We start from the raw sequence: 13684 nt of genomic DNA, 5'->3' as shown, positions 1-13684 counted from the left end.
GGTTGATAGGCCAGATGTGGAAGCCCGGTAACGGGTGGAGCTGACTGGTACTAATAGGCCGAGGGCTTGTCCTCAGTTGCTCGCGTCCACTGTGTTAGTTCTGAAATAACGAACAACCGTGATTACACCCGGTGTTGTTGATTTCATAGTGTTTCGGTGGTCATTGCGTTAGGGAAACGCCCGGTTACATTCCGAACCCGGAAGCTAAGCCTTTCAGCGCCGATGGTACTGCAGGGGGGACCCTGTGGGAGAGTAGGACGCCGCCGAACAATTATTGTGGGGAGCCCCGCACCGTATGGTGCGGGGCTTTTCCGCGTTCCAGTCCCAATGCATCTAGTCACCGTGAGGAGTCGGTAGACGGATACGTGGGAGCGCGATTCGGCGGTGAATTCGCTTCCGCGCCGGTCGGCATGCCCGGACTCCAGCTTCGAAGCCGGCCAACTGAGCCATCAGATCGAGCTCGGCCAGCCATCCAGGCCCCTACCTAAGGGCTTGCAGATCATCAAGGTGTTGCTTCCAGCCCCATGGCTCGTTGATGTGGTATGCGCATCCCAAATGAGATCAGTTCAACTTGCTGTGAAGTTCGGGGTGTTGTCGCCGCATCTGAACGAGCGGCAACGACGGCTGCTGATGGCTGCAGAGGCCCGGGGGCTCGGGCACGGTGGCGTTCGGGCCGTCGCGCGGGCGGCCTCGGTGAGTGAGACCACGGTGCGCAAGGGTGTGTTCGAGTTGGAGGCCGGCGAGGAGCCTCTGGGGCGGGTGCGGCGGCCGGGCGGAGGCCGCAGGAGAGTCGCAGACCTCGATCCGGGGCTGCGGCCGGCACTGCTGACGCTGGTCGAACCGGACGAGCGCGGTGATCCGATGTCACCGCTGCGGTGGACGGTGAAATCGACCCGCACGCTTGTACGGGAACTCAACCGGGCCGGGCACCGGGTCAGTGCCGACACCGTAGGCGACTTGCTGCGGGAGGAGGGCTTCAGCCTGCAGGCCAACGCCAAGACGATCGAGGGCACCCAGCATCCGGACCAGGATGCCCAGTTCCACTATCTCAACGAGCAGGCCCGCGATCACCGGGACACCGGCCAACCGGTGATCAGCGTGGACACCAAGAAGAAGGAGCTCGTCGGCGAGTTCAGGAACAGCGGCCGCCAGTGGCGGCCCGCAGGTGACCCGGTGCCGGTCAGCGTCCACGACTTCGCCGACCCGCAGCTGGGCAAGGCGGTCCCGTACGGAATCTACGACCTCGCGGCGAACACCGGCTGGGTCAACGTCGCCACCGATCACGACACCGCCGCGTTCGCCGTGGAATCGATCCGCCGCTGGTGGCACGGCCAGGGCCAGATCGCCTACCCGCGGGCAACACGACTGCTGATCACCGCCGACGCAGGCGGCTCCAACGGCTACTGCACCCGGGCCTGGAAACTCGAACTCGCCCGCCTCGCCGCCGAAACCGGGCTCACGATCACCGTGTGCCACCTGCCTCCGGGAACATCGAAATGGAACAAGATCGAGCACCGGCTGTTCTCGCACATCACCATGAACTGGCGTGCCCGCCCGCTGACCAGCCACGAAGTCATCCTGAACAGCATCACGGCGACCACCACCCGCACCGGACTGCGCGTGAGGGCCGCCCTCGACACCAACACCTATCCCACAGGAGTGAAGATCGCGGACGCGGAGATGACCGCCCTGCCGCTTACCCGGCACACGTTCCACGGCGACTGGAACTATGCCCTGCACCCCCAGCCACGCCCTGCCATCCAAGCGCCGCGGGCCCCACAGGCTGCCGCCGACAAAAGGGGACCAGGCCCTGCTGGCCGATCCCACCCTGACCGGGATGCCCCACCGCCAACTGGACGACCTCACCCAAACACTGGCCCCCGACGGTGATACCCAGCGAGGCCGCCCGCCCCGGCTCGCCTTCCCCGAACAGGTCCTGGCCACCGTGCTCCACCTGAGAGTCGCCTGGCCGCGGAACCTCTCGCCGTGCTGTTCGGCAGCAGCCGTACGGCCATGCACCGCACTCTCCTGAAGAACAGAAGGCTGTTCGAAACCCACGGGTCACCATCCCGCCCGCAACGACCCCACCCGCAGCCCTCGCAACCCTCCAGGCCAGGGTCCTCGCCCTGACCGACGAGCCCGGCAACAAGATCAAGACGACGTGTTAATAATCTGCAAGCCCTAAGGGCTGTCCCGCAATTCACGGGGACAGCCCTTAGTACTCCAGCTGTAGATCGCTTCTGTGCCGACAGCTCCTATGCTCGCCGTGGCTTGCGCGGCTTGCCCCAGTTGCCGTGCGGCCGGTTTCGTGCCTGGGCCAGCGCGGCTGCGTCAAAGTCGGCCTTACTGGTTACCGCTCGTGGTTCAGGTGCGAGCAGGACAGCAGGAGATTGCCATGGGACAGCTGAGGCCCAACCGACCAATGGCATCGTCTCGTTGTAGCGAGGAGCGAACTGCGCGACGGTAATGGTGGGCATCTGATAGTTCAGGTGGCGGACGTGTTCGACGAATGCGTCGGGCAGCGAGACGTGGTGCGTCTCCACGTAGTGCGGGAAGTCCTGGCGCCAAAGCCAGGTACCGTCGGTCACCAGCGACGAGCACCCCGGTGAGTGGCGGTGGGCGCTGCCGGTGATGGCGTCGCGTCCCCCCTCCATTACGTCGATGAGGACATGGCCGGCATCCAGGTAGGCCACCAGGTCCGTCTCGTCCGGCTCGCCGACGGGCCGGACAGCGTCGCGTATCGATCCGTTCGGCTGGCCGGAGCGGTTGTCCAGTTCGTCGTAGAAGCCCAGCAATCCCAGCACTGCGTCCTCCTCGACAAGCCGTGCCACCCCGCTGACACCCAGATGCGGCCACCGTTGATCATCAGTGTGTGAAGACAAACGATCACGCGGTGGCCGCAGGTCACAGCGTAGACCCTGCCCGTTGGCAGGAGGCGTTCGGCGGCCTGATGGACCGTATCGCCGGCCGGTTCGCCCCGGGTCGAACCGCGCCGTCGAGTACGGCGTCTGGTCATGGGATTGCTGGCGGACCTGCCGCGGAAGAACTGCTGGACCATCGCCGAATGGGCAGGCGAAGCGACACCTGACGCCATGCAGCACCTGCTGAGCCGCGCAAAGTGGGACGCCGATGCCGTCCGCGACGACCTGCGCGACTACGTCGTCGAGCACCTGCACGACGACCAGGCAGTGCTCGTGGTCGACGAAACCGGCGACGTGAAGAAGGGCAGCCACACCGTCGGCGTCCAACGCCAGTACACCGGCACCGCTGGCAGGATCGAAAACTCCCAAGTCGCCGTCTATCTCGTCTACGCAGGCCACCGGGGACACGCCGCACTGGACCGCGAGCTCTACATACCGCGCTCGTGGACCGACCAGCCCGACCGCTGCCAGGCCGCCGGACTCGACCCGGACACCGCGTTCGCCACCAAGCCCGAACTGGCCACCCGCATGATCACCCGCCTCCTCGACGCCGGTCACCGTGTCCCCTGGGTGGCCGGAGACGAGGTCTACGGCGGGAACCCCAAACTGCGAACCGCCCTCGAGGAACGCGCCACCAGCTACGTCCTCGCGGTGGCCCGCATCCACGAGGTCACCACCGGCGCCGGGAAGTTCCGCGCGGACACCTTGGCCAAGAAGCTCCCCCAACGGGCCTGGCAGAAGCTGTCCGCCGGAGCAGGAGCCAAAGGACAGCGCTTCTACGACTGGGCCCACATCGAGCTGCCCAGCACCACGCCCGGCCACCGCCACCTGCTGATCCGCCGCAACCGCACCACCGGCGAACTCGCCTACTACCGCTGCTACTCAGTCGAACCGGTGCCCCTGACAGCCCTGGTGCGGGTCGCGGGGTCCAGGTGGAGGGTCGAAGAGACGTTCCAGTCAGGAAAGGGCTTGGCCGGACTGGACGAGCACCAGCTCCGGCGCCACACGTCCTGGTCTCGCTGGGTCACCCTCGCCATGCTCGCCCATGCCTTCCTGGCCGTCGTCCGCGCCGACGAGCACCGTCTCCGCCCCGGACCCCCACGACCTGATTCCGCTGACGTGCAACGAAATCCAGCGCCTCTTCATAGTCCTCGTCGCCCGGCACGGCCACGAGGCCGACCACTGGCTTCGCTGGTCCCTCTGGAGACGCCGACATCAGGCGCGTTCCCAGGCCCGCCACTACCAACGCCAAACCGCGCTGCCAGCGTGATCGTGATCTACAGCTGGAGTATTAGGTAGACGTTGCCTGATGCGGCACTAGAGACGGCCTGTCGCCTTGAGCGCGAGATAGCTGTCCGCCAGAGCCGGGGCAATGTTCCCAGGGGGCGCGTCGACGACGATTACGCCGTGACGCATCAACTGTTCCGCGGTACGCCGACGCTGTCCCTGTGCCTGAGCTCCGGCTGCTGCTTCGTACACGGCGTCCAGGGTGCCGCGAGACCTCGCCATCTCTTCGATGTGCGGATCGGCGACCGAAGCCACGACCACCGTGTGCCGCCCGGTGAGCTGCGGGAGCACCGGGATCAGGCCTTCTTCGACGGGCGCGGCATCCAGACCGGTGAGCAGGACGATGAGGGAACGCCGGGGTGCATGGGCGAGGGCCGCCGTGCTGAGTCCGCGGGCATCCATCTCGACGAGTTCGGGTTCCAGAGGGGCCAGCGCATCGACCAGGGCAGGCAGTGACTCAGACGCTCTTCGCCCCTGGACCAAGGCACGGATGCGCCGGTCGTAGGCGAGCAGATCGACTCGATCGCCGGCTCGGGTGGCGAGAGCAGCCAGCAGGAGTGCCGCGTCCATCGATGCATCCAGACGTGGAACATCGCCCACACGACCGGCGGACGTCCGTCCCGTATCGAGCACGATGAGGATGTGACGGTCGCGTTCGGAGCGCCAGGTGCGGACCGCGACCGTGCCGCTCCGGGCTGTGGCGCGCCAGTCGATGGACCGGGTTTCGTCGCCCGGTACATAGTCGCGGAGGCTGTCGAACTCTGTCCCCTCACCACGGGTCAGCGCGGTCGTGCGGCCGTCGAGTTCGCGTAGCCGGGCCAGCCGGGAGGGGAGATGCTTGCGGCTGGTGAAAGGCGGAAGAACACGCAGGGTCCACGGCACGCTGTGTTTTCCCTGGCGGGATGCCAGGCCGAGGGGACCGTAGGAGCGCAGCGTGATGCGCTCGGCACGGCGGTCGCCGCGCCGCGTCGGCTTCAGGACCGTGGTGATACGTCGGCGTTCCCCTGCCGGAACCATCAGCCTGTGCCGGGAAGCGGGCTGTGCGGTGCCCGGTAGCCAGCTGCTGGGCGGCCAGGCATCCCGGAGCTGCGCGCGTAGCCGCCGACCTGAAGGGTTTGTGACGGTCAGTTGTATCTCCGCGCTGTCACCGAGTCGAACGGACGTACTGCCCGTTCGGGTGAACTGCACCGTCCGTACTGGCGCGGCGCGGAGCAGGTCGTACAGGATGGCGAGTGAAAGGGGGACATTGACGGCGAGTATCCCAGCCCAACTGGGGGCAAGGATGCCGATGGGGAGAGAGCCGGCGGCGGCGAGCAGTGCGGCGCGTCCAGTGAGTGCCATGGCAGTGGCCTCAGCGCGGGACAGGGACGTGGGCGAGGATCGCCGTGATGACGGAGTCGGCGGTGACGCCTTCCATTTCGGCCTCGGGGCGCAGTTGGATGCGATGCCGGAGGGTGGGGAGCGCCAGGGTCTTCACGTCGTCGGGGATGACGTAGTCCCTGCCGGTGAGCCAGGCCCAGGCGCGAGCAGTGGAAAGCAGGGCGGTCGCGCCCCGTGGTGAGGCGCCGAGCCTCAGTGACGGCGACTCGCGAGTCGTTCGGCAGATGTCGACGACATAGCCAGTGATCTCCGGGGACACGCTGGTTTTTGACACTGCTGTGCGGGCTGCTTCGAGATCTGCGGAGCCCGCCACGGCACGGAGCCCAGCGGCTGCAAGATCACGGGGATCGAAACCGTCCGCATGTCGGGTGAGGACGCTGATCTCGTCTGCGCGCGATGGAAGGGGGACGGTGAGTTTCAGTAGGAAGCGGTCCAGTTGGGCTTCGGGGAGGGGGTAAGTGCCTTCATATTCGACCGGGTTCTGGGTCGCGGCGACCAGAAAGGGGTCAGGGAGGCGCCGGGGGGTTCCGTCGACGGCGACCTGGCGTTCTTCCATGGCTTCGAGAAGGGAGGACTGCGTCTTGGGGGGAGTTCGGTTGATTTCGTCGGCCAGCAGAAGGTTGGTGAAGACGGGTCCCTGCTGAAAGGAGAATTCAGAAGTCCGGGTGTCGTAGACCAGCGAGCCTGTGACGTCACTCGGCATGAGGTCCGGAGTGAACTGCACACGCTTGGTCTCCAGGGCAAGCGATGCCGCAAGGGCTCGGACCAGCAGCGTCTTGGCGACTCCGGGGGCTCCCTCGAGGAGCACGTGTCCCCGGCAGAGGAGCGCGACCACGAGTCCCGTGACGGCGGGGTCCTGGCCGACCACGGCCTTCCCGATCTCGGCACGCAGCGCTTCCAGGGAGGAGCGGGCACTGTCCGCGTTATCAGTGGTCGGGGCCGTCATGAGGAACGAATCTCCTTTTCCAGGGCGTCGAGTTGGTCCGCAAGGCGGACGAGGGCAGCGTCGTCAGCCGGCGGAGGGCCGAACAGCAGAGCGCGGTATTCCCGTCCGGCCTGCGAGAGCCGGACGGAAACAGCGGGGAGGAGAGCGTCGGGAGAGTGGGTTTCCGCCGCCGGCACCCCGAGGAGGGGGGCCAGCCGGGTGCGGGTGGCCGAGCGCAGAACTGAAGCCGCGCGATCGCGGGCGTTGGTCTTGCGGTAGAGACGGGCGCGTCCTTCGGCCGACTCGGAGGCACGGATAGCGACCGGTAGTTGTTCGGACACCAGCGGGCCCAACCGGCGTGCGCGCCAGATGGCGGCGAGCACCGCGGCGACCGAAAGCTGCAGGGTGGCCCAGAGCCACCCGGTCGGGATGAGGTCGAAGAAGCTGCGGTGGCCGCCCTGGGTGGCTGACGCATCACCCAACGAGGGGAGGTACCAGACGAGATGAGGGCGGGATCCCAGGAGTTGAAGGGCGAGCGAGGCGTTGCCCTGCTGGTCGAGCCGATGGTTGTACAAGATGTCGGCCGAGCCGAGCAGTACGGTGTCCCCGTCCCCGTCCCCGTCCCCGTCCCCGCCCGCGCCCCCGCCGGGGACCGGGACCCGGAGCACGGTGGGCAGGCCGTTGCTGGGGTAACAGGCGTCGGCGCCGGGCTGGGTGGTGGTGTACCGGACGCCACCGGTGAAGGCCTTGCCCGCGCGAGCGGCGGCGGGCAGCGAGCACTTCGGCGTCCGGGCGGAGGCTGCGGCTGGGTCCGCTGCCTGGACACGGGGAGCCAGCGTGGCGACGGAGAGCGGGCCGGCTCCGACCAGCACGGTGCGTCCTCGGGCCCGCAGAGCCGCGTCGTGCAGCGAACGCTTCTGCGGGTCGGTGAGCTGGTCGGGGGAGACGATCAGCAGGGTGGTGTCCGCTCTCGTCGCGGACATCGCGGCGGCGGATGTGGTGACGACACGGATGGACACACCGCGGTCCTTGAGGAGTTCGGCCACCGCGCGACTGCCGTAGCGGTCGGACGAACGGGGATCGAGGCTGCCATGCCGCTCGCCGGAGCGCACAGCGGCGAGCGCGACAGCCGCGGCGAGGAGCACGACCAGCGCGAGCAGCAGGCCGCGGGCCCGCTTCCAGACCTGGCCCGCGCCGACCGAGAGCGACGTGGCGCGGGCGGGGATTTCGGTCACTCGGCAGTTCCCGGGATGGCCCCGGCCAGCTGGGGCTTGGTGCGGCCGAGAGCGAGGTCCAGCTCGCCGATGCGCAGATATGCAGGTTCGTCGGCGGTGCGCCCGCCATATGTGACGTCGTCGAACACCCGGGCGGCGGCACGCAGACCGTCGGCATGGCCGGGAAGGGGACGGGCGGCCTCGGCTGCGGCCTCGTCGGCGGTACGGCCCGGGCGGGGCTCGAGCAGGGCGCGCTCCTCAAGAGCGCGCACGATGGCTCGCATCCGTTCCTGGACGGCCTGGTTCCAGCGGCCTGCGGAGGCGTGCGCGGCGGCCTGGAGCCGGTGCTCGGCGGCGGTGCGCGGTCGGTCGTCGAAGAGGGACTCCTGCCGGGCCGGTACGCGCCGGGGGACACCGAGGCGCCACCAGAGGGCTGCGATGACGGCCAGCGCCGCGAGGCTGATCACGACCAGGCCCGCCGAGCCCCCGGGAGCGGCCCCGGAGGCAGCACCGACGAGATCGCCGATCCACTTCCAGAAGTGGTCGATGCCGCGTTGGAGGAGGTTCGGGTCGTGCTCGTGGTACATCGGCTTGGACAGTTCTCGCCGTGCGGCCTCACGTCCGGGGACACGAGGAGTGTCCAGCGGTATGTGGTCGCCGGCGCGGATCAGCAGCCGCGCTGTTGTCGTGCCCCCCGGCATCGGCACCGCATCAGCCCCCGGAGGTCTGGTAGCCCGGTACGCCCGCGGACCGTGCGAGGTCGATGTCGAGGGCCTCGCGACGGATGCGTTGGTCCACGTAGAGAAGCACCGTGACTCCTGCGGAGAACGGGTAGGTGAGTGCCGCGGTGATGACAGCACCGACACCGCTGATGATCAAGTAGGACCAGCCGAATTCCGGGGAACTTCCGGAGAAGAGGCTCCCGAGGCTCTTGCCGTCCGCCGCGACGGCCAGGACATTGAACGGCACGCTGATGATCATCGACACGATCAGCGACAGCAGCACGGTGAGCAGCATGATGCCGAAGATCCGCCACCACACTCCTCTGACGAGCTTGGCGGAGCGCCGCATCGCGGCTGGGATGCCTTGTCGTTCCAGCATCAGCGCGGGCCCTGCCAGGCTGAGACGGATCCACAGCCAGACCACGACCACCAGAGCGGCCAGGCCGCCGAGGGCGCTGAGTCCGGCACCTGCCGCGCCGCCGGCCAGAAGGCCGGGAAGGATGCCGATCGTCACCACGGCCGCGTAGATCAGCGGCAGCAGCAGGCTGAGTCCCACCAGACGCAGGAGCTGGGGCTTCGCCTCGCCCCACGCGTCGGACAGGGTGACCGGACGGCCCAGCACGGAACGGCTGACGACGATGGTCAGGACCGCTGTGGTGAAGATCGTGCCGACCAGCGAGATCACGGAGACCGGGCCCAGGTCGAGCATGCTCGTCCGGAGCGAGTCGAGGCTCTGGCGCAGCTGTTCGGTCGGGTCGGCCGATTGATCGATCTGCGCCGGTTCCGGGAGGAAGAAGTGCTGGAGGAGGATCGAGCAGAGCTGGACGACCGCGGCCACGCCGATCGTGACACCGAGCACCGTGCGCCAGTGGGCGCGCATCGTCGACACAGCCCCATCGAGGATCTCGCCGATGCCGAGGGGGCGGAGTGGAATGACGCCCGGCTTCGCCACGGGAGGCTGCCCCCAGCCGCCCGGTTGCGGAGCGCCCCAACCACCGCCCTGCGGAGGGTCGCCGCCCCAGCCGGGGGCGGGCTGCGGAGGCGCGGCGCGGGGCCCTGGAGGGGCCGGCTGGGTCCACGGCGCGGCCGGCGGCTGGTCGCTGGACCATTGGGGAGCGACTTCCGGTGCGGCTTGCCCCTGGCCGGACGGCTCGGCCGGCCGTGGGACGCCCGGCTCCTGGCCGTCGGAGGGGGCGGATCCGGGCGAGGCCCAACCCGGAGAGTCGTTCATTGTCGCTCCTTCACATGCCTGTCCGCACGACGCGGCAGCAGGCTGTCAGCCATCGTGCCACGCGTTGTCCAGCTCCGGACCGGACCCCGTATCTCCGTTGGACCTTCAATTGTCGGTGCCTTCCGGGGCAGACTGTGCGGATGGCTGATCAGGACGTGCAACCCCCGTTGGACAACAAGCCTCCCCCGCTGCCTTCGTTGCGTTGGGACGAGCCACCGGAGGGCCCGGTGCTGGTGCTGCTGGACCAGACCCGATTGCCCGCCGAGGAGGCCGAACTGGTGTGCACGGACGTGCCGGCGCTGGTGCAGGCTATTCAAACGCTCGCCGTTCGGGGCGCCCCGCTGCTGGGAGTCGCCGGGGCGTACGGAGTGGCGCTCGCCGCGGTCCGCGGCTACGACGTGGACGAGGCAGCCGCACTGCTGGAGCGGGCGAGGCCCACCGCGGTCAATCTGGGATACGGGGTGCGCCGGGTGGCTGAGGCGTACCGAGCGGCTGTCGGCGGTGGTGCTGACCCGGAGGACGCGGCAGCGGCGGCACTGGCCGAGGCCAAGGCGCTGCACCGGGAGGACGCCGGGGCCAGTGCGCAGATGGCCGTGCGGGGTCTGGCACTGCTCGACGAGCTGTTGCCGGGCGGCGGACACCGGATCCTGACGCACTGCAACACGGGCGCGCTCGTCTCGGCGGGGGAAGGTACGGCTTTCGCTGTGGCACTGGCGGCGCACCGTGCCGGCAGTCTGCGGCGCCTGTGGGTGGACGAAACCCGTCCGCTCCTCCAAGGGTCGCGGCTGACGGCGTACGAAGCGGCACGCAACGGCATGGCGTACACCTTGCTCACGGACAACGCCGCGGGCTCGCTCTTCGCGGCGGGTGAGGTGGACGCGGTGCTGATCGGTGCCGATCGGATCGCTGCCGACGGCTCGGTGGCCAACAAGGTGGGAAGCTATCCCCTCGCGGTACTTGCCAAGTACCACCATGTGCCGTTCGTTGTGGTGGCCCCCACGACGACGATCGACCTGTCCACCCCGGACGGGGCGTCCGTCGAGGTGGAGCAGCGGCCCGGCAGCGAGGTCACGGAATTCGGCGGTGGGGCCCCGGTGGCTCCGCTGGGAACACGGGCGTACAACCCTGCGTTCGATGTCACGCCACCGGAACTCGTGACGGCGATCGTCACGGAAACAGGAGCCGTTTCCCCTGTCACGGGGGATGCACTCACCGCGTTGTGTGCCAGGTCACGCCAGGTAACGATGAGCTAATGGGATGATGTCGGTATGAAGGGACGCGTCCTTGTCGTCGATGACGACACCGCACTGGCCGAGATGCTCGGCATTGTGCTGCGTGGTGAAGGTTTTGAGCCGTCGTTTGTAGCGGACGGCGACAAGGCACTGGCCGCATTCAGAGAGGCGAAGCCGGACCTGGTGCTGCTCGACCTCATGCTGCCCGGACGGGACGGTATTGAGGTCTGCAGGCTGATCAGGGCCGAGTCGGGTGTGCCGATCGTGATGCTCACGGCGAAGAGCGACACCGTCGATGTTGTGGTGGGCCTGGAATCCGGGGCCGACGACTACATCGTCAAGCCGTTCAAGCCCAAGGAACTGGTCGCCCGCATCAGGGCGAGGCTGAGGAGGTCGGAGGAGCCCGCACCGGAGCAGTTGGTGATCGGTGATCTGGTCATCGATGTGGCCGGTCACTCGGTCAAGCGGGAGGGACAGTCGATCGCGCTGACTCCGCTGGAGTTCGATCTGCTGGTCGCGCTGGCCCGAAAGCCGTGGCAGGTGTTCACCCGCGAGGTGCTGTTGGAACAGGTGTGGGGGTATCGCCACGCGGCGGACACCCGGCTGGTCAATGTGCATGTCCAGCGACTGCGGTCCAAGGTCGAGAAGGATCCGGAGCGGCCGGAGATCGTGGTGACCGTGCGTGGCGTCGGTTACAAGGCCGGACCGAGTTGACATGACGACAAGCAGTGCTGCTCCGACGCCCGGGGAGCCGGGAGCGCACACGGAGCGGCCTGCCGGTTCGCAGGGGGGTGCGTCCCGGCTCGGTCCACAGCCGGATATGTCCGGCGGGGGCTCCGGGACGCGTTCACCGGGAATGTTCGGTCGCCGGCTGCGGCAGGGTGGCCGGCTGTTGTCCGACGGAGCGCCCGGGAGCCCCATGCTGCGGCTCATCGCGCGCTGGGTGCGCCGTCCGTTGCTGCCCGCTGTGCGGCTCTGGCGGCGGAACCTCCAGCTCAGGGTGGTGGCGGGCACGCTGCTGATGTCGGTGGCCGTCGTCCTGGTGCTCGGGTTCGTCGTCGTCGGCCAGGTACGCAACGGCCTGCTGGACGCCAAGGAGAAGGCGGCGGTCTCGCAGGCGGCCGGCGGATTCACCGTGGCCAAGGACAAGGCCAATGTGCCTGCGGTTCCCGACAGCGACACCGGGGACAGCAGGGCGGCCAGCAGTTCGACGCAATGGCGTACCGACCTCGTCGCGCAGCTCGCCAGCGGGGGGCAGGGGGCGTACAACGTGATCACCCTGGCGCCCACCTCGGAGAGCGCCGACGCGGGTACCGGCGGGCAGCGTTCGTCCGGATCGGTGAGTCCCGACAGCGTCCCTGCCGAGCTGCGCAGCAGCGTCGACCAGGGGACGACGCCGTACAAGAGATACACGGAGATCAAGTACTTCGACGGCCGCCATCCCGAGCCCGGCCTCGTGGTGGGACAGCGTCTCGAGGACATCGACCACAAGCCGTACCAGCTCTATTACCTGTTCCCGCTGGCCCAGGAGGAGAAGAGCCTCGGCCTGGTCGTGCGCACGCTGGCGACCGCGGGGCTGTTCGTGGTGGTGCTGCTCGGGGCGATCGCGTGGTTCGTGGTGCGGCAGGTCGTGACGCCGGTTCGGATGGCCGCCGGGATCGCCGAGCGGCTGTCCGCAGGCCGGCTCCAGGAGCGGATGAAGGTCACCGGTGAGGACGACATCGCCCGGCTCGGTGAAGCCTTCAACAAGATGGCGCAGAATCTCCAGCTGAAGATCCAGCAGCTGGAGGGTCTGTCGCGGATGCAGCGGCGCTTCGTCTCCGATGTCTCGCACGAGTTGCGGACCCCGCTGACGACCGTGCGGATGGCCGCGGACGTCATTCATGACGCCCGCAGCGATTTCGATCCGGTGACCGCGCGCTCCGCGGAGCTGCTCGGCGACCAGCTGGACCGTTTCGAGTCGCTGCTCGCAGATCTGCTGGAGATCAGCCGCTTCGACGCGGGCGCCGCGGCGCTGGAGGCCGAGCCGATCGATTTGCGCGAGACGGTGCGCCGGGTGATATCCGGAGCCGAGCCGCTTGCCGAGCGCAAGGGCAGCCGGATCCGTGTCGTCGGTGCCGAGCAGCCGGTGATTGCCGAAGTGGACGCGCGGCGGATCGAGCGGGTGCTGCGCAACCTCGTGGTCAATGCCGTGGAGCACGGGGAGGGCAAGGACGTGATCGTACGGTTCGGCGTCGCGGGCGGCGCGGTTGCCATCGTGGTGCGTGATTACGGAGTGGGGTTGAAGCCCGGTGAGGCGACCCGGGTGTTCAGCCGCTTCTGGCGGGCCGACCCGGCGCGTGCCCGCACCACGGGGGGCACCGGTCTGGGTCTGTCCATCGCAGTGGAGGATGCCCGGCTGCACGGGGGCTGGCTGCAGGCCTGGGGTGAGCCGGGTGGCGGTTCGCAGTTCCGGCTGACTCTTCCGCGCACGGCGGACGAGCCACTGCGTGGTTCGCCGATCCCGCTGGAGCCGGAGGACTCGCGTCACGGACGGGCCCGGCTCAGGGCCGACGAGGGACGGCTCGCCGCCGTGCCGGCCCAGCCGGTGGGGGAGCGTTCGCCGCTGCCGTCTCCGCCTCGTGCCATACCGGCCGATCCGACGGCTCTGCCGGGCAGTGGCGCCCGGGTGGTGCCGCGTGCGGGGGAGCCGACCACGCAAGCTTCGGACCGGGAGGGCACTGCGCGTGGGCGCTGACCAGGGGGGGAAGCGCCCCGGCGGGCGCGGACTGC

The 13684-nt window shown here is 68.6% G+C and carries 9 protein-coding genes, 2 rRNA genes and 3 pseudogenes; 7 read left to right on the top strand and 7 right to left on the bottom strand.

Annotated features, from left to right (window positions below; genetic code table 11):
* Together AB0M87_RS07715 and rrf are read left to right on the top strand one after the other, a co-directional pair.
* Positions 1–74, top strand: a 23S ribosomal RNA gene (locus tag AB0M87_RS07715); the annotation flags it as partial.
* A gap of 78 nt (positions 75–152) precedes the next feature.
* Positions 153–269, top strand: a 5S ribosomal RNA gene (gene rrf, locus AB0M87_RS07710).
* A 78-nt stretch (positions 270–347) separates the two neighbouring features.
* On the opposite strand, the pseudogene AB0M87_RS07705 reads toward rrf, so the two are convergent.
* Positions 348–471: pseudogene (locus AB0M87_RS07705) on the bottom strand (SAM-dependent methyltransferase); the annotation flags it as partial.
* 159 nt (positions 472–630) lie between these two features.
* On the opposite strand from AB0M87_RS07705, the pseudogene AB0M87_RS07700 reads away from it, so the two are divergent.
* Positions 631–1749: pseudogene (locus AB0M87_RS07700) on the top strand (ISAzo13 family transposase); the annotation flags it as partial.
* A gap of 506 nt (positions 1750–2255) precedes the next feature.
* Here the strand turns inward: AB0M87_RS07700 and AB0M87_RS07695 are convergent.
* Positions 2256–2804: a hypothetical protein gene (locus tag AB0M87_RS07695; protein WP_365850942.1), complete on the bottom strand. Its 549-nt coding sequence runs from the start codon at positions 2802–2804 to the stop codon at positions 2256–2258.
* Positions 2805–2950: 146 nt separating this feature from the next.
* Here AB0M87_RS07695 and AB0M87_RS07690 point away from each other — a divergent pair.
* A pseudogene (locus AB0M87_RS07690) lies at positions 2951–4191 on the top strand (IS701 family transposase).
* Positions 4192–4238: 47 nt separating this feature from the next.
* Here AB0M87_RS07690 and AB0M87_RS07685 read toward each other — a convergent pair.
* The 5 genes from AB0M87_RS07685 to AB0M87_RS07665 are packed head-to-tail and all read right to left on the bottom strand — an operon-like array spanning position 4239 to position 9680.
* Positions 4239–5549, bottom strand: a complete 1311-nt coding sequence (locus AB0M87_RS07685; RefSeq protein WP_365850941.1) for a DUF58 domain-containing protein — start codon at positions 5547–5549, stop codon at positions 4239–4241.
* 10 nt (positions 5550–5559) lie between these two features.
* Positions 5560–6534: a MoxR family ATPase gene (locus AB0M87_RS07680; RefSeq protein ID WP_365850940.1), complete on the bottom strand. Its 975-nt coding sequence runs from the start codon at positions 6532–6534 to the stop codon at positions 5560–5562.
* Positions 6531–7748 (bottom strand): DUF4350 domain-containing protein, encoded by a 1218-nt coding sequence (locus AB0M87_RS07675; RefSeq protein WP_365850939.1) that lies wholly within the window; start codon positions 7746–7748, stop codon positions 6531–6533. The genes AB0M87_RS07680 and AB0M87_RS07675 overlap by 4 nt, the downstream gene beginning before the upstream one ends.
* The gene (locus tag AB0M87_RS07670; RefSeq protein WP_365850938.1) at positions 7745–8428 is read right to left on the bottom strand and encodes a DUF4129 domain-containing protein; all 684 of its coding nucleotides are present in this window, start codon (positions 8426–8428) and stop codon (positions 7745–7747) included. The genes AB0M87_RS07675 and AB0M87_RS07670 overlap by 4 nt, the downstream gene beginning before the upstream one ends.
* Before the next feature lie 10 nt (positions 8429–8438).
* On the bottom strand, positions 8439–9680 hold the full coding sequence (locus AB0M87_RS07665) for a glycerophosphoryl diester phosphodiesterase membrane domain-containing protein (protein ID WP_365850936.1): 1242 nt from the start codon (positions 9678–9680) through the stop codon (positions 8439–8441).
* A gap of 140 nt (positions 9681–9820) precedes the next feature.
* Between AB0M87_RS07665 and mtnA the strand changes: the two genes are divergently transcribed.
* Genes mtnA through mtrB form a run of 3 tightly spaced genes read left to right on the top strand, consistent with a single transcriptional unit; the run spans position 9821 to position 13649 of the window.
* The gene (gene mtnA, locus AB0M87_RS07660; RefSeq protein WP_365850935.1) at positions 9821–10933 is read left to right on the top strand and encodes an S-methyl-5-thioribose-1-phosphate isomerase; all 1113 of its coding nucleotides are present in this window, start codon (positions 9821–9823) and stop codon (positions 10931–10933) included.
* A 15-nt stretch (positions 10934–10948) separates the two neighbouring features.
* Positions 10949–11626 (top strand): two-component system response regulator MtrA, encoded by a 678-nt coding sequence (gene mtrA / locus AB0M87_RS07655; RefSeq protein WP_365850933.1) that lies wholly within the window; start codon positions 10949–10951, stop codon positions 11624–11626.
* Between the two features lies 1 nt (position 11627).
* Positions 11628–13649, top strand: coding sequence for an MtrAB system histidine kinase MtrB (mtrB, locus tag AB0M87_RS07650; RefSeq protein WP_365850931.1), 2022 nt, complete (start codon positions 11628–11630; stop codon positions 13647–13649).
* Positions 13650–13684: the final 35 nt, after the last annotated feature.

It is taken from the genome of Streptomyces sp. NPDC051320, assembly GCF_040682175.1.
In the GTDB taxonomy this organism is placed as follows: Bacteria; Actinomycetota; Actinomycetes; order Streptomycetales; family Streptomycetaceae; genus Streptomyces.
This window is presented reverse-complemented; position numbering and strand designations above follow the sequence as displayed.

Excerpts from the sequence above, each read along its gene's own strand:
- AB0M87_RS07685 (WP_365850941.1), bottom strand. The coding sequence starts at position 5,549 with ATGGCACTCACTGGACGCGCCGCACTGCTCGCCGCCGCCGGCTCTCTC.
- AB0M87_RS07680 (WP_365850940.1), bottom strand. The coding sequence starts at position 6,534 with ATGACGGCCCCGACCACTGATAACGCGGACAGTGCCCGCTCCTCCCTG.
- AB0M87_RS07670 (WP_365850938.1), bottom strand. The coding sequence starts at position 8,428 with ATGCCGGGGGGCACGACAACAGCGCGGCTGCTGATCCGCGCCGGCGAC.
- AB0M87_RS07665 (WP_365850936.1), bottom strand. The coding sequence starts at position 9,680 with ATGAACGACTCTCCGGGTTGGGCCTCGCCCGGATCCGCCCCCTCCGAC.
- mtnA (WP_365850935.1), top strand. The coding sequence starts at position 9,821 with ATGGCTGATCAGGACGTGCAACCCCCGTTGGACAACAAGCCTCCCCCG.
- mtrA (WP_365850933.1), top strand. The coding sequence starts at position 10,949 with ATGAAGGGACGCGTCCTTGTCGTCGATGACGACACCGCACTGGCCGAG.
- mtrB (WP_365850931.1), top strand. The coding sequence starts at position 11,628 with ATGACGACAAGCAGTGCTGCTCCGACGCCCGGGGAGCCGGGAGCGCAC.